Source organism: Candidatus Poriferisodalis sp., from assembly GCF_965215815.1.
Taxonomy (GTDB): Bacteria; Actinomycetota; Acidimicrobiia; order Acidimicrobiales; family Poriferisodalaceae; genus Poriferisodalis.
This window is the reverse complement of sequence record NZ_CBDCEO010000013.1, coordinates 919,255-939,165: the sequence shown is the minus strand read 5'-3', so window position 1 is coordinate 939,165 and position 19,911 is coordinate 919,255. Positions and strand designations below refer to the sequence as shown.

The 19,911-nt window shown below is 65.4% G+C and carries 21 protein-coding genes; 13 read left to right on the top strand and 8 right to left on the bottom strand.

What is annotated here, in order from left to right; all coding sequences use genetic code 11:
• Positions 1–63: 63 nt before the first annotated feature.
• The 7 genes from rpsL to ACOOHB_RS14150 all read left to right on the top strand — a co-directional run bounded on the left by rpsL (position 64) and on the right by ACOOHB_RS14150 (position 5,746).
• Positions 64–435, top strand: a complete 372-nt coding sequence (rpsL, locus tag ACOOHB_RS14180) for a 30S ribosomal protein S12 (protein ID WP_419554762.1) — start codon at positions 64–66, stop codon at positions 433–435.
• A gap of 1 nt (position 436) precedes the next feature.
• The gene (gene rpsG / locus ACOOHB_RS14175; protein ID WP_420445481.1) at positions 437–907 is read left to right on the top strand and encodes a 30S ribosomal protein S7; all 471 of its coding nucleotides are present in this window, start codon (positions 437–439) and stop codon (positions 905–907) included.
• Between the two features lie 25 nt (positions 908–932).
• Entirely contained in the window at positions 933–3,017 is a 2,085-nt protein-coding gene (gene fusA / locus ACOOHB_RS14170) for an elongation factor G (protein WP_420445480.1), read from the top strand.
• Positions 3,018–3,198: 181 nt separating this feature from the next.
• Positions 3,199–4,383: an elongation factor Tu gene (tuf, locus tag ACOOHB_RS14165; protein WP_420445479.1), complete on the top strand. Its 1,185-nt coding sequence runs from the start codon at positions 3,199–3,201 to the stop codon at positions 4,381–4,383.
• Positions 4,384–4,408: 25 nt separating this feature from the next.
• Positions 4,409–4,723, top strand: coding sequence for a 30S ribosomal protein S10 (rpsJ, locus tag ACOOHB_RS14160; RefSeq protein ID WP_419554758.1), 315 nt, complete (start codon positions 4,409–4,411; stop codon positions 4,721–4,723).
• A 201-nt stretch (positions 4,724–4,924) separates the two neighbouring features.
• Positions 4,925–5,383, top strand: a complete 459-nt coding sequence (locus ACOOHB_RS14155; RefSeq protein ID WP_420445478.1) for a hypothetical protein — start codon at positions 4,925–4,927, stop codon at positions 5,381–5,383.
• 72 nt (positions 5,384–5,455) lie between these two features.
• On the top strand, positions 5,456–5,746 hold the full coding sequence (locus tag ACOOHB_RS14150) for a hypothetical protein (RefSeq protein ID WP_420445477.1): 291 nt from the start codon (positions 5,456–5,458) through the stop codon (positions 5,744–5,746).
• Positions 5,747–5,839: 93 nt separating this feature from the next.
• Here ACOOHB_RS14150 and ACOOHB_RS14145 read toward each other — a convergent pair whose 3' ends face one another.
• The 7 genes from ACOOHB_RS14145 to ACOOHB_RS14115 all read right to left on the bottom strand — a co-directional run bounded on the left by ACOOHB_RS14145 (position 5,840) and on the right by ACOOHB_RS14115 (position 11,970).
• Complete coding sequence (locus ACOOHB_RS14145; RefSeq protein WP_420445476.1) at positions 5,840–6,100, bottom strand: hypothetical protein; 261 nt, start codon at positions 6,098–6,100, stop codon at positions 5,840–5,842.
• Between the two features lie 13 nt (positions 6,101–6,113).
• Entirely contained in the window at positions 6,114–6,452 is a 339-nt protein-coding gene (locus ACOOHB_RS14140) for a hypothetical protein (protein WP_420445475.1), read from the bottom strand.
• A 174-nt stretch (positions 6,453–6,626) separates the two neighbouring features.
• Positions 6,627–7,904: a hypothetical protein gene (locus tag ACOOHB_RS14135; protein ID WP_420445474.1), complete on the bottom strand. Its 1,278-nt coding sequence runs from the start codon at positions 7,902–7,904 to the stop codon at positions 6,627–6,629.
• 99 nt (positions 7,905–8,003) lie between these two features.
• Entirely contained in the window at positions 8,004–8,252 is a 249-nt protein-coding gene (locus ACOOHB_RS14130; protein ID WP_420445473.1) for a MoaD/ThiS family protein, read from the bottom strand.
• Positions 8,253–8,263: 11 nt separating this feature from the next.
• Entirely contained in the window at positions 8,264–10,561 is a 2,298-nt protein-coding gene (locus ACOOHB_RS14125; RefSeq protein WP_420445472.1) for a xanthine dehydrogenase family protein molybdopterin-binding subunit, read from the bottom strand.
• A gap of 36 nt (positions 10,562–10,597) precedes the next feature.
• Positions 10,598–11,077 (bottom strand): (2Fe-2S)-binding protein, encoded by a 480-nt coding sequence (locus ACOOHB_RS14120; protein ID WP_420445471.1) that lies wholly within the window; start codon positions 11,075–11,077, stop codon positions 10,598–10,600.
• The gene (locus ACOOHB_RS14115) at positions 11,074–11,970 is read right to left on the bottom strand and encodes an FAD binding domain-containing protein (RefSeq protein WP_420445470.1); all 897 of its coding nucleotides are present in this window, start codon (positions 11,968–11,970) and stop codon (positions 11,074–11,076) included. The genes ACOOHB_RS14120 and ACOOHB_RS14115 overlap by 4 nt, the downstream gene beginning before the upstream one ends.
• 252 nt (positions 11,971–12,222) lie before the next feature.
• Here ACOOHB_RS14115 and ACOOHB_RS14110 point away from each other — a divergent pair, with 252 nt between their 5' ends.
• The 6 genes from ACOOHB_RS14110 to ACOOHB_RS14085 all read left to right on the top strand — a co-directional run bounded on the left by ACOOHB_RS14110 (position 12,223) and on the right by ACOOHB_RS14085 (position 17,945).
• Positions 12,223–13,248: an NADP-dependent oxidoreductase gene (locus ACOOHB_RS14110; protein WP_420445469.1), complete on the top strand. Its 1,026-nt coding sequence runs from the start codon at positions 12,223–12,225 to the stop codon at positions 13,246–13,248.
• Between the two features lie 83 nt (positions 13,249–13,331).
• Complete coding sequence (locus tag ACOOHB_RS14105) at positions 13,332–14,297, top strand: sterol desaturase family protein (RefSeq protein ID WP_420445468.1); 966 nt, start codon at positions 13,332–13,334, stop codon at positions 14,295–14,297.
• Complete coding sequence (locus ACOOHB_RS14100) at positions 14,294–15,988, top strand: GH3 auxin-responsive promoter family protein (RefSeq protein WP_420445467.1); 1,695 nt, start codon at positions 14,294–14,296, stop codon at positions 15,986–15,988. The genes ACOOHB_RS14105 and ACOOHB_RS14100 overlap by 4 nt, the downstream gene beginning before the upstream one ends.
• Positions 15,989–16,010: 22 nt before the next feature.
• On the top strand, positions 16,011–17,141 hold the full coding sequence (locus tag ACOOHB_RS14095; RefSeq protein WP_420445466.1) for a mandelate racemase/muconate lactonizing enzyme family protein: 1,131 nt from the start codon (positions 16,011–16,013) through the stop codon (positions 17,139–17,141).
• On the top strand, positions 17,138–17,596 hold the full coding sequence (locus ACOOHB_RS14090) for a hypothetical protein (protein ID WP_420445465.1): 459 nt from the start codon (positions 17,138–17,140) through the stop codon (positions 17,594–17,596). The genes ACOOHB_RS14095 and ACOOHB_RS14090 overlap by 4 nt, the downstream gene beginning before the upstream one ends.
• A 58-nt stretch (positions 17,597–17,654) precedes the next feature.
• On the top strand, positions 17,655–17,945 hold the full coding sequence (locus tag ACOOHB_RS14085; protein WP_420445464.1) for a nucleotidyltransferase family protein: 291 nt from the start codon (positions 17,655–17,657) through the stop codon (positions 17,943–17,945).
• 117 nt (positions 17,946–18,062) lie between these two features.
• On the opposite strand, the gene ACOOHB_RS14080 is transcribed toward ACOOHB_RS14085, so the two are convergent.
• The gene (locus tag ACOOHB_RS14080; protein WP_420445463.1) at positions 18,063–19,697 is read right to left on the bottom strand and encodes a DUF6880 family protein; all 1,635 of its coding nucleotides are present in this window, start codon (positions 19,695–19,697) and stop codon (positions 18,063–18,065) included.
• Between the last annotated feature and the right edge of the window lie 214 nt (positions 19,698–19,911).

Genomic DNA, 19,911 nt, shown 5'->3' with positions numbered 1-19,911 from the left:
GACTTGCCCAGCACTGTCCGCAAAACTGTCCCACTTACAGCTTCCCCAGCCATAGAGGTCTTGGTGCCCACGATCCAGCAACTGGTCCGCAAGGGCCGCAAGTCGAAATCGACGAAGGTTCGCACGCCTGCGTTGAAGGGATCGCCGCAGCGGCGCGGGGTCTGCACGCGCGTGTACACGCACACGCCGAAGAAGCCGAACTCCGCCTTGCGCAAGGTTGCCCGAGTGCGCCTCACTAGTGGTGTCGAGGTGACCGCCTACATCCCGGGCGAGGGCCACAACCTCCAAGAGCACAGCATCGTTCTGGTTCGCGGCGGCCGGGTGAAGGATCTGCCCGGCGTCCGCTACAAGATCATCCGCGGTGCGCTGGATGCCTCGGGTGTGAGCGCCCGCCGGCAGGCGCGCTCGCGCTACGGCGCCAAGCGGGAGTCCTGATATGCCCCGCCGAGGTGCAGCGCCCCGCCGCGATATCGCTCCCGACCCCGTGTACGACTCCACGCTGGTCACCCAATTCATCAACAAGGTGCTGCGGCGCGGCAAGCGGTCACTGGCCGAACGCATCGTGTACCAGGCGATGGATCTCGTCGGCGAGCGGACGGGCGGCGAGCCGCTCGAGATTCTGAAGCGAGCGGTCGACAACACCCGCCCGCAAGTCGAGGTGAAGAGTCGCCGTGTCGGCGGCGCCACCTACCAAGTGCCCGTCGAAGTACGACCCCGCCGTGCCACCGCGCTGGCGATCCGCTGGATCGTGGGCTTTTCCCGCGAACGTCGGGAGCGCACGATGTCGGAGCGTCTCGCGAACGAGCTGATGGATGCCTCCAACGGCACCGGCTCGGCTGCCAAGCGGCGTGAGGACACGCACCGCATGGCAGAGGCCAACAAGGCCTTCGCGCACTATCGCTGGTGATCTGAGCTACCGGGGCAGCGCTGCAATGGCTCGAATACAACCTCTCGACCGCGTCCGCAACATCGGGATCATGGCCCATATCGACGCGGGCAAGACAACGGTGACAGAGCGGATCCTCTACTACACCGGCGTCAACTACAAGATCGGTGAGGTCCACGATGGCGCCGCCACGATGGACTGGATGGAGCAGGAGCAGGAGCGGGGAATCACCATCACCTCGGCTGCCACCACCTGCCACTGGAACGATCACATCATCAACATCATCGACACGCCGGGCCACGTCGACTTCACCGTCGAGGTGGAGCGCTCGCTGCGGGTGCTCGACGGCGCCGTCGCCGTGTTCGACGGCGTGGCGGGCGTGGAACCGCAGACCGAGACGGTGTGGCGGCAAGCCGACCGCTATGGCGTGCCGCGGATGTGCTTCATCAACAAGCTGGACCGCACGGGCGCTTCGTTCTTCGGCTCCCTGGCCAGCATCGAGGACCGGCTGACTCCCAACACCGCCGTGCTGCAGCTGCCGATCGGAATTGAGGCCGGTTTCGAAGGGGTGGTGGACCTCGTCGAGATGAACGCCGTGGTGTGGAAGGGCGAGGATCTCGGCGCCACCTACGACACCGTCGACATACCTGCCGATCTTGCCGACCAGGCGCAGGAGTACCGCAGCAAGCTACTCGAGCGTCTAGCGGATGTCGACGAAGACATCATGCTGGCCTATCTCGAAGGCGACGATGTCGACACTGCCACGGTGCGGCGGGCGATCCGGCAGGGCACCATCGAGGGCCAGATCGTCCCGGTGCTCACCGGCAGCGCCTTCAAGAACAAGGGAGTTCAGCCACTGCTCGACGCAGTGACGATGTACTTGCCTTCGCCGGTGGACATCCCCGCGATCTCGGGCAGCTCTCTCAATGGCAACGATGAGCTGGAGCGCAAGCCCGACGACAGCGAGCCATTCTCGGCGCTGGCGTTCAAGATCATGACCGACCCCCACGTCGGCAAGCTCATCTACTTCCGGGTATACAGCGGCCGCCTGGAACGTGGCGGCCAGGTGCTCAACACTACGACGGGCAATCGCGAGCGCATCGGGCGCATCCTGCAGATGCACGCCAACAATCGCGAGGACCGTGACGACATCGCAACCGGCGACATCGTCGCTGGCATCGGTTTGAAGAACACCCGCACTGGCGACACGCTGTGCGATTCTTCGAAGCCGATCGTGCTCGAACAGCTCAAGTTCCCCGATCCAGTCGTGCACGTCGCTGTCGAGCCGAAGTCCAAGGGCGACCAGGACAAGCTGGGCAGGGCGCTCACAGCTCTCAGCGAGGAAGATCCCACCTTCCAGGTCAAGTCCGACCTCGAGACCGGCCAGACGGTGATCTCGGGCATGGGCGAGCTGCATCTCGAGGTGCTCGTCGACCGGATGCTGCGGGAATTCAAGGTTGACGCCTCGATCGGCAAGCCGCAGGTGGCCTACCGAGAGACAATCACCGCGCCGGTCAACAAGTTCGAGTACCGCCACATCAAGCAGACCGGCGGTTCGGGCCAGTACGCGGTGGTGGTCATCAATCTGCGACCGTCCGAGCCGGGCGAGGGATACGTCTTCGACGACCGCATTCGCGGCGGCGCCATCCCGCGCGAGTACATCAACTCAGTCAACGCGGGCTTGCAGTCGTCGCTGGAGAACGGCCCGCTGGCAGGCTTTCCGCTGGTGGACGTGGCCGTCGATCTTGTCGACGGCAACCATCACGACGTGGACTCCTCGGAAATGGCGTTCAAGATCGCCGGTACGATGGCCATGCGTGACGCAGCCAGGCTGGCGCGGCCGGTCCTGCTCGAACCGGTCATGTCGGTGGAGGTCGTGACGCCCGAGGACTACATGGGAGATGTCATCGGCGACCTGAACTCCCGGCGCGGCCGTGTCGGGCAGATGGAGCTGCGTGGCGTCAACCAGGTGATCGACGCCAAGGTGCCGCTGTCAGACATGTTCGGCTACGCCAACGATCTGCGGTCCCGTACCCAAGGCCGAGCCACGTACAGCATGCAGTTCGACAAGTACGAACAGGTGCCTCGCAACATTGCCGACGAGATCATCAAGCGCATCCGCGGCGAATGATCCGGCCCGCCGTTGGCGGGCAAAACAGCCGTCCCTCTCCTGAGTTATTTGGCCGGGTTTATTGGAACTGGGCCACAGCGTCTCTAACCTCTCACCGTTCAATACGGTGAAGAAACAAAGACATCCCCTGCACCTCACTCTCCCCCGATAGGCGAGCAGAACCCCGAAAGGTGGGTAAGACATGGCCAAAGAGCGTTTTGAGCGGACGAAGCCTCACGTCAACGTGGGCACGATGGGACACATCGACCACGGCAAGACAACCCTGACGGCCGCCATCACACGAGTTCTTGCTGAACAGGTCGGCGGCCAGGCAACGGCCTTCGACGAGATCGACAAGGCACCCGAAGAGCGCGAGCGCGGCATCACCATCTCGATTGCTCACGTGGAGTACGAGACGGCGAACCGGCACTACGCACACGTCGACATGCCCGGCCACGCCGACTACATCAAGAACATGATCACCGGCGCCGCCCAGGTGGACGGGGCCATCCTGGTCGTGTCTGCTGCCGACGGCCCGATGCCCCAGACCCGTGAGCATGTGCTGCTGGCCCGCCAGGTCGGCGTGCCTTTCATCGTGGTCGCACTCAACAAGGTCGACATGGTCGACGATGAGGAGCTGCTCGAGCTCGTCGAGCTGGAGGTGCGCGAGCTCCTCAGCGAGTACGAATTCCCCGGCGAGGACGTGCCGGTAATTCGGGTCTCGGCGCTCAACGCGCTGGAAGGCGACGCGGCCGCTGGCGAGCAAGTCATCGAGCTGATGAATGCGGTGGACGACTACGTACCGGAACCCGAGCGCGACAACGCCCGCCCGTTCCTGATGCCGATCGAAGACGTGTTCTCGATCACTGGCCGCGGCACCGTGGTGACCGGCAAGATCGAGCAGGGCATCATCAATACCGGCGAAGAGATCGAGATCGTCGGCATCCGCAACACGCAGACCACGACGGTCACCGGTGTCGAAATGTTCCGCAAGATCCTCGATCACGGCCAGGCGGGCGACAACGTCGGACTGCTGCTGCGAGGCACCGGCAAGGATGATGTCGAGCGCGGTCAGGTCTGCACCAAGAAGGGCGCGATCACGCCGCACACCAAGTTCGAGGCACAGGTGTACATTCTCGACAAGAACGAGGGCGGTCGTCACAAGCCGTTCTTCTCGAACTACCGGCCGCAGTTCTACTTCCGCACCACCGACATCACCGGGGTCGTCGAGCTTCCTGAAGGCACCGAGATGTGCATGCCGGGCGACAACACCGAGATGACGGTTGAGCTCATCAATCCGATCGCGATGGACGAGGGCTTGCGCTTCGCCATCCGCGAGGGCGGCCGCACCGTCGGTGCCGGCCGAGTCACCAAGATCATTCAGTAACAGAAGCGACCAGTCAGGCGTTCACATGGCAGCACCTCGGATCCGTATGCGGCTTAAGGCCTATGACCACGAGATCGTGGACCAGTCCGCACAGAAGATCACCGAAACGGTGCTGCGTACCAACGCGAAGGTCCGCGGGCCTATACCGCTGCCGACGGAAAAGCACCGCTACACCGTCGTGCGGTCACCCCACAAGGACAAGGACTCGCGCGAGCACTTCGAGATGCGCATCCACAAGCGCCTCATCGACGTGATCGACCCCACCGACAAGACGGTCGACTCGCTCCAGCGTCTCGACCTCCCCGCCGGCGTCGAGATCGAGCTCAAGGTCCAGCCCTAGCTGGACGCAACGCCCTCGTGGCGGGCGTGGGTGCTTCGCTGGCAAGCGTTCCGGCAAGGGCGCAACCCTGGACATTTGCCGAAGCGCGGATGTTTCCGGGGCTTTCGTCTGCAGGCGTAGCGCTGCATAGTCTGCCTCGCGTGAGAGAGCTTTAGGTGCCGTCGCGCCTGACTTCTGAACTTGTTCAGGTAAGGTAGCGGCATGCAGGTGATCGAGCGGACGTTCTCTGAGTTCTTGCGCCACCCCAAGGAGGTCGTGGCCGAACTCGCCAATAGCGATGTAGTGCTGCGCCGCCGGAATGCTCCAGCGCTTCGCTTGTGCCGTGTCGACCGAGAAAACGCGCGCGACGAGGTGTTTGGCAGTGTGGCTCGGATGTTGCGCAACCTGGCGGCGAACCATCCGGCTGCTCTGGAAGAAGTGCTCAGCGATGCCTACCCCTGGGTGAAGTTCCTGCCGCCCGATGAACGCGAGCTCTTTGCTGTGGACTTGACGAAGCAATTGCTGGCGGTTGATTCGATTGGCGACTTTGCTCCGGTTGGTCTGCTCGTGGATGCGTGGAAGGCCACTGCCGAGGTTCATGCCAGCCCTGAATTGTCGCGCCGGTTGTCAGGCCCGTTCGAGGTGACGCACGCCGGTCGTGTCCCACGCCCGGCCCTCTGAAGGCACCGCAGTCGATACATGCCGAAGCGACGTGAGAGGGTCGCGCCTCCGCAGCGTCCAGATGGGTGGGACATGCGCTTCGGGAACAACGTCGCGGCGCGCGGCTGGGACGACCTTTGCTCAAGTGCGCCGAACAATGCCCGTTCAGCTTGGGAGCGGATCACGGAGGATCCTCGTCGCTGGGACGGCCGCCAGAAGCCGCTTCAAAGTTCGTACGAGCGTGCCCATATCAATGGCATCCAGATGGAGCACTGGCAGTACGAAGTCACCTCCGGTGGTCGCATTTGGTACTGCATCGACGACGCCAAGCAAACGGTCTGGGTCACCCACGCGGGCACCGGCCATCCAAAGGCCACGGAGTAGACGGCTCTTGTTCAGTGCCAATCCATGCGGCAAGCGCTCCCGGTATGGAGCGCCTGCAGCGTTGCGGTCGAATGGCTCGGGCACCTGCTGAGGTCAGTATTCTCCTCGGACCTCTTTGATATCGGGAGTGTCACTCTTCGGCGGCCGCGGTTTCGGCCTACGGGGTGTGTCATCTGGCTGACCGGCTTTCTTGGGAGGCTTGACCTCCAACTCGATGGTGCTGACAAACTCAAGGGTCTCATGGTTGTCGTCGACGACCGTGAACTCGAAGCGCAGCACGTCCCCCTCCGCGGCTGAGTCGGGTAGCCGGAACTGCATCTCAGCTATGCCTGCGCTGAGGTGCCATCCGTCCACGTGATGGTCTGCGTCACTCCAAGCGCCATTGACGGAGGCGATATCCGGGAATCTCGCAGCCGCAAGTGTGGCACTGCTCGCCAGCCACGGGCGGCGGTCGCTGGATGGCGTCGTGTGCGGCCTGCGGGTGGTGTCCGGCGCAGTCAAGGCACCGGGTGCACCACACGATCCGTGCTCGTGCGACCCGTGCTTGTGCGCCGTCCATGCGGCGGGCGAGACCCGGGAACAGGGCACTGGCGTCGTGGGTGAGCAAGGCGTCCGCGATGCGCCGCAGCAGCGGGTCTTCGGGAGGCGTGCGCGCGTAGGGCGGTGGCTCGCGGTCGGGCGGCGGTGCGGGGCGAGGGCGGGTCACGCGCTCAGGAACGTACTGGGTGGACATCGGACATCGCGCAACAGCTCACGTTGGGATCATGCCATTCGTCGTCGTCACTCCGGTCGGTGATGCGCCAGCGGCAATCCTGTCGCCGTGGGTGCGCTCCACGGTAGGGCGGCCTACTCGGGGGCGCGGACGCATTGACGCATTCTCTCAGTGCCGATTTCGACAAGCCCCGCCAACCATGGCGAATGTCTCGGTCTGATCTCTGCACCACAGTCCCACGCAGATGCCGTCTTCGCTGATCTCTCCCGCGAAGACGACATACGCGTAATCCAAGTTCACTTCGTTGCCGTTCAAGTCCACAACGCACTCGACGTCGTCCGGCACGTAGGAGCGTCCGCAGGATGATTCCCAACCTGCTCTTTCCCCGAGCCCGGGAAGTGTGACGATTCCGTCGGCGCAGTTGCGATGTTGGATGGTCTCGCTCGCTGCTGTCTGCCGCGGGTCGGTCTCCGACCATCCTCGGCAGTCATTGCCAGCATCACACTCGACGCCGTAGCAGGTCTTGAGGATGGTCTGTTCGTTGTCGGACGGCAAGGTCAACGCGTAGGGGCCTTGGTTGGCTTCGTATACGTCAAGGGCGTGATCCGACTCGCAGTCGAACGTGGCTGCGTAGATCGCATTGAGGAGAGCTGGATCGGGTACTCGCGAGTCGGCGAGGCAGCCGTCGAAGCCGCCGGTGCGGAAATAGCCGTAGTCGAGTTCTGCAAGGGCGGGCGTCTTGATGAGACTCGAGAGACTCAATCCTGACGGATCCTCGGTTGCCCGCATAGCCGCAATCGCCATCGTGTCGGCCAACAACTCCTCGGCCAGCCGATCCGTGCTGAGGCCATCTCGATCGCTGCGGCACCCTGCGTAATGGATGATGAACTGATTCAGGAGCTGATTGCCGTTGGAAGTGGAACGCGTGTACGCGTGAGCGAGTTCGTGCAGCACGATGTCGCTGCTGCTGGGACCCTCGTAGGGGCTGTACGACTCGTGCTCCCTTCGTAGCGCGTCCAAACTGAGCCACGCCTCGCCTGTGCGATGGTTGTAGCAGCCGAGAGCACTTGCGCAGCTGCCAGACAGGTCCTCGAAAAAGCTGAACTGGGCGGCAGCCAGCGCCGGTCCCAACCACATCCAAGAGTCGGTGTGCTCGTTGATGATGACTTGAACAATTTCCATGCCCTGCGCTTGAACCTGCGGATGCAGCGCAGGCACGGCGACCCCCTCTTGGGGGGCCGCGGTCGTGATTCGACTATTGAGATCTCCGGTGCGAGGATCGAGCTGGTGAGCTGCGGCAGGAGCGGAGGGAAGTGTGGGAACACCGACCGTGCGGACAGGGGCATCGCCATCCGCGCGCCACTGTTCCCACGCATTGACCGCGAGGACTCCGCCCACGGCACCGATGAGCGCGATCAGGGTGCCCAGAACGAACTTCCTCAACACGGCGAGCAATCTAATCGCGTGCCTATGTGCAAGATCGTGGGCACAGGAATGACTTGCGCTGTCAACTCGAAGCCGTCTGCGAGCGGGCGCTGTGCTGGTCTATCCGCCGGCAAGCGGGCGGACTAAGTGCACCTCTGATGACTCGGTGAGTTCTTCGAGCATCGGGTCGGGGATGAGCTCGCCGTCGATGGCGACCGCGGTGGACGAGGTCTCGGCGAGGTGCGCGTTCAGCGAGGGGTAGAGGTCGGTGAGCCTGCGAACGAGCTCGCGCACGTTCGCAGCATCTATGGCGACTTCGGCAACACCGGTGTGTTTGCGCTGTTCGGTCGAGAAGTGAACGACCGCCATGAAGTCTCAGATCAGCTGTCGTTCGCGGTCAGTGCTTCCAGCACCCGCGGCGGCGAGAGCGGCAAATCGCTGATGCGGCAGCCGGTGGCGTCGGCCACGGCGTTCGCCAGCACTGGCAGCGGCGGCACGATGCCCACCTCGCCGACGCCGCGCACACCGTAGGGATGCGACGGGTTCGGCACCTCCACGATGACCGTCTCGATCATGGGCAGGTCGGAGGTCACCGGGATGCGGTAATCCAGGAAGCCTGGGTTCTCGAGCGTGCCGTCGTCGGAGTAGATGTACTCCTCGTTGAGCGCCCAGCCGATGCCCTGCGCGACGCCGCCCTGCATCTGACCCTCGACGTAGCTCGGGTGGATGGCTGTGCCGGCATCCTGGGCCGTGGTGTAACGCTCGACGGTGATGCGGCCGGTCTCGGAATCGACGGAGATGTCTGCCACCTGGACCGAGAACGCCGGGCCTGCGCCGCGGGCATTCAACGACGCAGTCGTACCCAGCGGGCCGCCGGTGCGCTTCGCGTTGCCGGTAATGGCAGCCAGCGTCAACGGTTCTTGTTCGCCGGTTCCATGCACAGCCGAACCGTCCACCCAGTCGACCTCTTCGAGGTCGCAGTCCCAGGTCTTGGCCGCGCGCTTGCGCAGCTGCAGCTTGAGGTCTCGGCAGGCTTCCACCACGGCCATGCCGGTGGCGAACGTGGCACGGCTGCCTTCGGTGACGTCGGTGAAGCCGACGACCTCGGTGTCTCCCACGACCGGCTGGATCAAGTGCACATCCAAACCGAGTTCCTCCGCGGCCATGATCGCCATGGATGCCCGGCTGCCCCCGATGTCGGGGCTGCCGGTGATCACCGTGGCCGTGCCGTTCTCGTTCAGGTTGACGGTTGCGCTCGACGCCTCGCCGATGTTGAACCAGAAACCGGTGGCCACGCCGCGGCCGTATTGCTTGACGGCGGTCGATCCGCCGCTGGGCCCGGCGGGAGGCTCCGACTGGTAGTGATCGCTGTCGCGGATCGCTTCGAGGCAGTCCCGCAGGCCGATCATCGGCCACTTCGGCCCATACGGCGTCGGGTCGCCCTGAGACGGGCAGTTGTGGAGCCGCAGATCGATCGGATCCATGCCGAGCTGGCTGGCGATCTCATCGACAACCGATTCCATGGCGAACGCTGCGGCAGGGGCCGACGGTGCGCGGTACGCCACGTTGACCGGCCGGTTCATCACCACATCGAAGCCTTCGACGTAGAGGTGGTCGAGGGTGTACGACGACACGACGCACATGCAGCCGAGCATCGCGGCGATGCCCTGAAATGCGCCGTTCTCGTACGCCAGCCAGGCCTTCGCTGTAGTGATCGTGCCGTCATTGCGGGCGCCGACCTTCATCTTGATGATCGAGCCTGGCGCGGGTCCGGTGGCGCAGAAGACGTCCTCGCGGCTCATCACGATCTTGACCGGTCGGCCCGCCTTCGTCGACAGCAGCGCTGCGACCGGCTCGATGTAGATGGTGGTCTTGCCGCCGAAACCGCCGCCGATCTCGGCCGGGATGACCTTGATGCGCGACGTGTCCCAACCCAGCACGCTCGCCGTGGATGAGCGCACCATGAAGTGGCCCTGCGAAGAGCACCAGATGACGGCTTTGCCCTCCTGATCGCAGTCCACGACGCAAGCGTGGGGCTCGATATAGCCCTGATGCACGGCCTGAGTCGAGAACTCCCGCTCGATCACGATGTCGGCTTCGGAAAAGCCCTGCTCGGTGTCGCCGCGCTCGTACACCGTGCGAGCTGCGATGTTGGACGGCTCTGTGGGCCGGGGCTCGACGCCGCGGGTGAACAGGTTGTCGTGCAGGATCGGAGCGTCGTCAGCCATCGCGTCGGCCAGGTTGAGCACGTGGGGGAGCAACTCGTAGGTGACCTCGATGGCCTCGGCCGCTGCCTTGGCTTCGTGACGGGTCGACGCTGCCACCGCCGCTACTGCATGGCCGGTGTAGAGCACCTTGTCGCGGGCGATGACCGTGCACATCAGATTGCGGGCGGCGCCCTTGGGGGGTGCGGAGGGGAAGTCGGCGCCGGTGATCACGGCCTTCACGCCCGGCATCGCCGCTGCGGCAGAAGTGTCGATGGAGGTGATCCGAGCGTGGGGGTGCGGCGAGCGCAGGATATGCCCATACAGCATTCCCGGAAGGATCAGGTCGGCCGCGTAGCGCGCCTTTCCGACGACCTTGTCGAGACCGTCGTGGCGGACCGGGCGGGTGCCGACCCAGCGGTACCCGGAGTCGCTGCTGGTACCAGTGCTTGGGGTTGCTTCGGTGGTGCTCATGTTCAGGTGTCCTTGTGCGTTCTTCGGCGGGCTGTTCTAAGCGGCGGTACGGATCTCGACGGCGGCGTCGAGCACCGATCGCACGATCTTGTCGTACCCGGTGCAGCGGCACAGATTGCCGGCCAGCGCGTAGCGCACTTCGGTCTCGGTGGGGTCAGGGTTCTCGTCGAGCAGCGCCTTGGCGGCCACGAGGAACCCGGGGGTGCAGATGCCGCACTGCAGCGCGGCGCCTTCGAGGAAGCACTGCTGCAGCGGGTGCAGCCCCTCGGCGTTGGCGAGGCCTTCGCAGGTGGTGATGGCCGCGCCGTCGGCTTCGGGGGCGAAGATCAGGCACGAGCACTGCAGGCGCCCGTTCATGATGATCGAGCAGGCACCGCAGTCGCCGGTGCCGCAGCCTTCCTTGGCCCCGGTGAGTCCCAGCTCGTCCCGCAAGGAATTGAGCAGCGATTCGCCGTCGTCAGTGAGGAAGTCGACGGTGTCGCCGTTGACCTCGCAGGTCACATGGGTGCGGCTCATTGGGAGTCCCCTTGCTGTTGATTGGCGGGCTGTCCGTTGCGGGTGCGGATCCGGTCGGCGGCGATGCGTGCGGCTCGACGGGTGAGCACACCGGTGACCTGGCGCCGGTAGTTGATCGTGCCCCGCTTGTCGTCGATGGGATTGCAGGCGTCGCTGGCTGCTGCGGCTGCTGCGGCCAGCGACGCGTCGTCGAGGCGGCTGCCAACCAGTGCCGTTTCTGCCGCGGGCACCCGCACGACGGTGGGGGCCACCGCACCGAGTGCAACAGCGGCCCCGCTCACGGTGCCGTCGTCGTCCAGCGTGAGTCGGACGCCGGCGCCCACCACGGCGATGTCCATCTCGGTTCGCGGGATGAGCCGCAGGTAAGCGTCCGCAGTGTTGGCGGCCGAACGGGTGAGCTCGAAGCACACCACGATCTCATCGTGGGCTAGCGACGTCTGGCCGGGGCCCGTCACCACGTCGGCCACGGGCACTCGCCGCTCGCCCTGTGCCCCTGCGATCACCGCGACCGCATCGTTCACTACCAGAGCCGGCACAGAGTCGGCGGCGGGAGAGGCGTTGCACAGGTTCCCGCCGAGGCTCGAGCGGTTCTGGATCTGGTCCGACCCGATGAGGCCGGCGGCCTCGCTCAGGCCCGGGAAATCGGCACTGAAGGCGGCATTGCCGGTCAGCGACGACGAGGGCGCTGCGGCTCCGACGTGCCAGGTGTCGCCCTCGAGGCTTACCGACATGAGACGGTCGATCTTCTTGAGGTCGATCACCATCGACGGCTCGGGCCGGCCACCGCGCATCTGCGGCACGACGTCGGTGGCGCCCGCGAACACGATGGCGTCGGTATCGCCAGCGAGCAGCGCCCGGGCCTCATCGATGGTGGTCGGCGCGGCATATTTCATGCGGGTAGCTCCCGATCCGGTGTGTGGCGGATGTATAGACGGCACCGCCTTTCGGCGGCCGTGTCCAATGCACCGCCTTTCGGCGGTCGTGAGTACACGGCAGCGGACGATAGTTGCGCTGGGCCGTGCTTGTGGCGTTAGCGAGCATTGTGGGCCGCAGGGGCGATCGCGACCCGGCGGCGAGCGGACGAAGAATGGTCGCCGGAAACCGGCAATCATGGCGGGTGCTGGGCGAGACCCAAGGAGCGAGTCATGGCTGAACAACAGGGTGCAGCGCGGGTGTCCGACTGCGTCGTGCTGGCGAAGGTGCCCGACGGGCCGCTGCGCAGCGAGCACTTCGCGATGCAGAACGAAGAGGTGCCCGAACCGGGACCAGGCGAGGTGCTGATGCGGGTGCAGGCGATCACGATCGGCGCGGGACAACGGGCCGGCCTGCAGGGCAGTGCCAGCTACGCCGGCGCTCCGGAGGTGGGCGTCGTGATGCGAGGCACTGGTGCCGGCGTAGTGGAGGCATCGAACGCCGAGGGGATCAACGTGGGCGACACGGTGGTGGGCTGGACCGGCTGGCGCCGCCATGCAGTGATGGCCGGAGGCGAGCTCCGCGTTGCCGATGGCTCGCTCGATCCCGCCTTGCACCTGGGTGTGCTGGGTACGAACGGGCTCACTGCCTACTTCGGCTTGCTGGACGTCGGCCGACCCCAAGCAGGCGAGACCGTGGTGGTGTCCGCAGCGGCCGGCTCGGTGGGACACATCGTCGGACAGATCGCCAAGTCGCTCGGCGCCAGGGTGGTGGGCGTGGCCGGTTCGGACGAGAAATGCGCACTGTTGACCGACGAGATCGGCTTCGACGCTGCCCTCAACCGGCACTCGCCCGATTTCCGGGCCGAGTTCCGGGCTGCCACACCCGACCGCATCAACGTGTACTTCGACAACACCGGCGGCGAGATCCTGGGCTCCGCCCTGTTCCGCATGGCCACCTTCGGCCGCATCGTGTGCTGCGGAGCCGTATCGGCCTACGACACCGCCACTCCCGACCCGAGCCCGCGCGGCATCCCAGGCTTGCTAGTGAACAATCAAGTGCGCATGCAGGGCTTCATCGTGTTTTCCTACGCCGGCCGCTACGACGAGGCCCGTGCACAGATGCGCGAATGGATCGATGCCGGCTCGCTCGTGCCCCGCCACGTCACCTACGACGGCCTCGAGGCCGCTGGCGGGGCCTTCGTCGACCTGCTCGGCGGCCGTACGATCGGCACCACCATCGTCCGCCTCGGCGACTGAGCCACCTGAATCGCGCATTCGGCTGCTGTGTCGCCTGCACCGCCGACAGGGCGGCTGCGCGCGGCGGAACCTAGGCTCAGCCCATGGCGGCCGCCCCCCAGCCGGAGCGAGCGGATACTGAGCCGTACGCCGCTGGCGGGGGCCGATCGTCCGGTCTCGCAAGGCTCACAGTTCGAGGCTCGTATCCCGTCGTGATTCTGCTGGGGATCGGCATCTACACCACGCTGGGATCGCTCGGCGTGCCCGCCGTGGTTGGGTCGTACATGGCGGTGCTGGTGGGGGCCGGGCTGGTCACGGTGCACGAGGTCGCCCTGCCGTACCGCATCCAATGGCGACCGCACGGTTCCGACCTACGCGCCGATGTGGCCTTCATGGTGGCAGTGCAGGTTGTGCTGCCGTTGCTGCTCTCACTTGCGGCAGTGACGGCGTTTGCCGGCTGGTTGCGAGAAGGCGACCTCACGCTCGGGGGCCTGTGGCCGCACACGTGGCCAGTCGCGCTGCAGGCGGTCTTGATGATGGCCGTGGCTGACTTCTTCCGGTACTGGATGCACCGGGCGTTTCACGGCTCAGCGTTCATGTGGCGCTGGCACGCCGTGCACCATTCGCCGCACCGGCTGTACTGGCTCAACGTCGGGCGCTTCCATCCAGGAGAGAAGGCGGTCCAGTTCTGCGTTGACGCGTTGCCGTTTGTGCTTGTGGGCGTGGGAAGCGAGGTGCTTGCGGCATATTTCGTCTTCTACGCGCTGAACGGCTTCTACCAGCACTCCAATTGCGATGTGCGCCTTGGTTGGCTCAACTACCTCATCAGCGGCCCCGAGCTGCACCGTTGGCACCACTCTGAGCTTCCGGCGGAGTCCGATCACAATTTCGGCAACAACCTGATCATCTGGGACGTGCTGTTCGGGACCCGGTACCTGCCCGCCGACGCAGCCGTGGGACGGCTCGGACTGCTGAACCGGGAATATCCGACGGGCTTTGTGGCTCAGATGCGCACCCCTTTGATTCGAGGACTCGACAAACGGGCGGTCGAGGCGGCGACGTCTTCGTGACCGACGGCTTCAGCTACCGCCTGCTTCGAGCCGGCCTGGCCGCGGCCAGCGGGCGAACACACCGTCGACTCCTCGATGCGTGCGCCCATCCGCGGGCGGCTCAGGATGAGGTGCTGCAACGCATCCTGTCCGACAATGCCGGCACGGTGTTCGGCGCCGATCATCGCTTCGGCGCCGTCGCAGGATTCGAGGACTACCAGCGTGCCGTGCCGGTGCAGACTTATGAGGACCTGCGGGACGGGATCGAGCGGCAGGAGGCCACCGGCGAGCCCTGCCTCACCGCGGAACAGCCGATCTATTACAACCAGACCAGCGGCACCGTCGCAGCGCCCAAGAACATCCCGCTGACCAAGGCCGGCTTGGCCCGCATCCAACGTTTGCAGCGACTCGCCGCATACGCGTTGTCGAGGAGGACATCGGCACTCGGCGGCAAGGTCTTCGTCGTGAGCGGCGCTGCGCACGAAGGCACGATGCCGGCAGGCACGCCGTTCGGCTCGGCATCGGGCCAGATCTACGCGAGCCAGGGTGCGCTGCTTCGCCGTCGGTACGTGCTGCCCGCGTCGGTATCGGACATTGCTGACTACGACGCCCGCTACTTGACGATGGCGGTGCTAGGTGCCGCTGACAGCTCCATCACGGCGATGGCAACCGCGAACCCGTCGACGTTCGTCCGGCTGATGGATGTGCTCAACACGCACGCCGAAATGGTGCTCAACGCAGTGGCTACAGGGAGATTGCCGGCGGACTGCGCTGTCGAGAATCGCAGCGACCAGCTCGGGCTCCGTGCGGACCCGAAGCGAGCCGCAGCGCTGGGCCAATGCCTCGAAACTGCCGGCGAGTTCACCTATGCCGACATCTGGAGCGATCTGCGGGCGGTGGTGACGTGGACCGGAGGGAGCTGCGGCCTGGCCGTCGAGCGCCTCCGGCCAATGTTGACGAACGGTTGCCCGGTGTTCGAATTGGGCTATCTCGCCAGCGAGGTGAGCGGCACCGTCAACATCGATCCCATCGAGGGCTCATGCGTGGCGACCCTGGCCGACAACTTCTTCGAGTTCGCGGATCGCGACGCGTGGGAGGACGCCGCCGATGAAGCGGACCGAGGCCTGCAGACCTGCACGCTCGCCGACCTCGAGACCGGACGCGACTACTACATCATCGTGACCACAGCCGACGGTCTGTACCGCTACGACATGAACGACATCGTGCGAGTGACGGGCTGGGTGGATCGCACGCCGATCCTGTCCTTTGTCCAGAAGGGCAAGGGAGTCACGAGCATCACTGGCGAGAAGCTCTATGAGTCCCAGGCGATCTCGGCCGTAACCGCTGCGGTCGCGGAGCTCGGGACCGTAGCGCCGTTCTTCATCATGCTCGCCGACGAGGCCGAGGCGACCTACACGTTGTACGTGGAACTGACGAGCACACGCGACGCCGTGTCGGAGGCCAGCGTGGCGGGCGACTTGGCGAACCGCATCGAGCGGTCGCTGCGACACGCCAATGTCGAGTACGGCGCGAAACGAGCGAGCGGTCGGCTCGCTCCGCTGCGCGTCCGGTTCCTTGCTGCGGGCACCGGCGACGCCTACCGGCGGCAGCGCGTCGCCGACGGCCAACGCGATGTGCAGTTCAAGTACCTCCACTTGCAGTACAGCGCCGAGTGCTCGTTCGGCTTCGACGACTTCCTCACCTCCGCCTGAGCGAGATTCGACGGGTCACCGCGTGCAGATCCGCCACCTGAAAGCGTTCACGTTCCCGGTGCCGTTCAAGCGTGTGTTCCGGCATGCCTCCGCAAGCCGCCGCCAAGCCGAGAACGTCATCGTGGCGGCTCACGCTGCCGACGGGAAGATCGGTTACGGCGAGGGGTGTCCGCGGCTGTACGTGACTGGGGAAACGGTCCCTGACTGCGCTGCATTCGTCAGCCGGTACGCCCATTCGTTCTGCGCGGATGTCGGGAGCGTGAACGATCTGCGGGCGTGGGCCGATGCCCATCGCAGCGTCATTGACGAGAATCCAGCCGCGTTCTGTGCGATGGAGATCGCTGCGCTGGATCTTCTGGGCAAGGAAAGCAGTTGCACTATCGAACAATTGCTTGGTGTCGCGGCGGGCCCGCCCGACGTGGCGTACACAGCGGTCGTGGGCGACATGCCGTTGCCGCTGTATCGATGGCAGCTCCGTGGTTACCGGGCGCGGGGTTTCATCGACTTCAAGGTGAAGCTCTCGGGCTCGCCCCGGCGTGACCGCGCCAAGCTGGCCCCGTTTGCCTCTCGAGGTTCAGGCCCGGGCACCGTTCGCCTCGATGCGAACAACCTCTGGGAGACGCCCATTGCGTGCATCGAGCACTTGGACGCACTGGACGACGTCGCGTTCGCCATCGAGGAACCGCTGCAGGCGGGTGACATCGAGGGGTGCGCGCAGATCGCCCGTGAGTGCCGCATCAAGATCATCGCCGACGAGAGCGTGTGGCTCGCCGACCAGCTGGAGGCGTTGGCGGAGCCGTTCCGGTGGATCGTCAACGTGCGGGTGTCGAAGATGGGTGGCGTCGTCAGGTCGCTCGACGTCGTGGCCGCCGCAGCGAGCGCAGGCATCGATGTCATCGTCGGATGCCAGGTGGGGGAGACGAGCCTGCTCACGCGGGCAGCGCTTCCAGTCATCGCGAGCGCCCCGGGCTCAATCGTCGGGGCGGAAGGTGCATTCGGCACGCACCTGCTGTCGCGTGATCTCACTGATCGGATCATCATGTTCGGTCACGGCGGCGTGCTGCGGGGACGCGACGTGCCCGATTGCAGCGGCGGCGGGCTGGGCCTTCGGATTGATCCTGCAGCCGTTCTCGTGCCGCTGAGGGCCACGTGAGCGATGACCGCTTCGCCGCGGCGAGCCTGGCGCTGGGCGTGGCGTTCTTGGCCCGCGTCGCGGGTCAAGCCACTCAGCGCTGGTGGAGTGTCGGCTTCCTGCCCTCGCAGGACGCATGGCAGGGCAGCAGCCTGCCGTTTCCGGCATTGTTCGTGTCCCAGATCGTGATCCTGGTGATCATTGCGGTAGCGACGCTCCGGATCCGAGCAGGCCGGAGTCTCTTCGGGCGGCGCTGGGTGACGCCGATCGCTTGGTTCGGGATCCTGTACTTCGTCGTGATGTCGGCCCGCTTGGTCCTCGGCCTCGGGGGCAACGCCGGCGTACTCGGCGAGGACAGCTTTGCCGCCGGAAGGTGGTTCACTGCCTACCTGCCGACGGTGTTTCACCTGGTCCTGGCGGGTGAAGTGCTGCTGTTCGCGGCATACCAACGAGGTCACCTGAGACAGACCAGCTGAGCGCCAGCGGGGTTGGCGCGGCTTCAGTCGAAGATCACTCCGGCGTTACGCTTGAAGCATGTCTCGGCGTGACGTGATTCTCGACCGTCACCGTGAAGCGATCCGAGCCGTGGCTGCCAAGCACAACGCCTCCTCGATAGCTCTGGCTGGCTCAGTGGCGCGTGGCGCCGATGGGCCAGACAGCGACTGCGATTTCGTGTGCGAATTCGCCCCGGGAACAACCGTGATCGACGTGATCGGGCTTGAGATGGACCTCGTCGAAATGCTCGGCTGTCATGTCGAGGTGTGCTCCGCACGAGCGCTCCAAGCCCCATACACATCGATGCTCGACGACGCGATACGTCTATGAGCCGAAGCGCTGGCGAGCTACCTTCCATCACTCGTTCGCGATCTGGTGACGGAACCCAAACGCGAGACCCCGTAGGGGTAGTTCTCGGGCGTCGCATTCGAACCTGGTCTCCGCCGGTCAAGCTGAGGTGGGCCAGTCTCGTTCGTCGATGTCGGCCATGAGGCGGCGCTTCAGCTTGTGCTCGGTACGGACCTGCTCCAAGAGCGTCGCGAAGCGCTCGGGCTCACCGGCGGAGTTGGCCAGGCGGCGGATGCGCTCCATGAGGTCGACGGCACCGCGATAGAGGTCCGGTCGCTTGAGTCCGATGATCGACAGCGCTTCTGATTCGTAGACGGCGATTGCGTCGAGCGGGTGGGTCTGCTCGCGGACGCGGGCGAGTGTGAGTCTCAGCACCGGTCCGCAGCCGAATTCGGCTGCTGCATCCCACGCTGCGCCGCTGTGCCCTTCGAAGAGCAATATCTCCACCAGCACTGTCGCAGCGCGAGGCACTGGGGGCCTTGCCCGCGTGGGTGGGCTGTTGCACGCCGACGGCGGCCAGTCTGATGGTGGTCGTGGCGTGCGGGCCAGTTTCGAGCGCAGTTCGCCGATGCAGCGTTCGAGCCAGTCGTGGCCCGGGGCCTTGTCCCCAAGCTGCCGGTAGCGGTCGAGCGTCGGATCAGCAGCGAAGGCCTGCCAGAAGAGATCGACCGACGCAGCGTGCTCGCCTCGTGCGTCCAGCCGCCGGCTGAGGAACTCGCGCAGTTCGTCCGATTGGCGCGGCCGGTTCCGATTCTCGGCGATGCAGCGCTGCGCCCACGAGATCGCCTCGTCGGTTCGGCCGGCTGATTCGAGTGAAGTGGCGATCTCCAGGACGTCTCGAGGACTCGGCTCGTCCCGGCTGTGTACGTCGATGAGGGCATCAGGGTCGCCGGTGGCGAGCGCCCATCCGACCATTGCCTGGCGAACTGCGAATGCGGCACCGTACGGATCGTCTGTCGGCTTGATCTTGCGCCACCGAGGTTCGAGCCGGCGCCGGTATTCGGCCAGCCCGGCGTCGCCCAGCACGTCCGCATAGCTCGAGGCCGCTCGGTGGAAGCCGTCCAGTTCCGAACTCAGTTCCAGCTTCACCAGGCGGGCAGCGAGCTCGACGGGGTCGGCGGTTCCCTCCCGGCATGATCGAAGATGCAACTCGGAGAGCCGATCGATGATGCCGGTCAGGTGGCCGTCAGAGTCGTCCACATAGTTCATGGCCTCGTCGGCGCAGCCAAAGGCGTGCTCTGCGAGTTCGGCGACGGCATCGGGGTGGCCGGCGTCGCACAGGTTCTCGAGATGCTCGATCATGACGTGGATGCCGTCTGCCCAAGCTTCAGCCTCGTAGTAGCTCACGAAGTCGCCGTGAGCGAAGAAGGCGCGGTCGATGCGCCGCACCCAGACGCTGAGCTTGGGTGCGCTGGCACTGGAGCCGATCTGCCTTCTTGGTGAGCTGCTGCCGGTGGCCGCGCACTCGGGTCGGACATCGGGCTCATCCCTGCGGGGAAGCAGCGCCAGCGCCGTTGCCACGCAGTGCTTGCAGAAAGAGCCATCCTCCGCCGCAGGGCAAGTACACGACCAGCGGGGCCGGTCACCGTCGGCCCACAACTCCACGATGTAGGGCACCGTGCCCCGAACCATCGCCCGGACCCGTCCATCGCGCTCGACCGGCGTTTCGACCCGGCGTTCGTGCAAGTAGCCCACACCGCGCTCATACGAACGTGGCCCAGCCAGCCGTTTCACTCTGGCAGCGTCGAACAGCGTGTCCAAGGCCTCACTCCAAAATCGGTGCATCGCCAACGGCCGACGTGGCGACTTGTCCTCCCGAGGGCCGTCTCAGCCCCGAGCCGCTCGAACTGTACGACCCCGGCAAGATCCACCGTTCCCATCAGCCGGCCCGCAAGTGTGCGACGCGTCGTCGCTGAGGTTCCATGGCGAATTCACCACTATGTTCGGC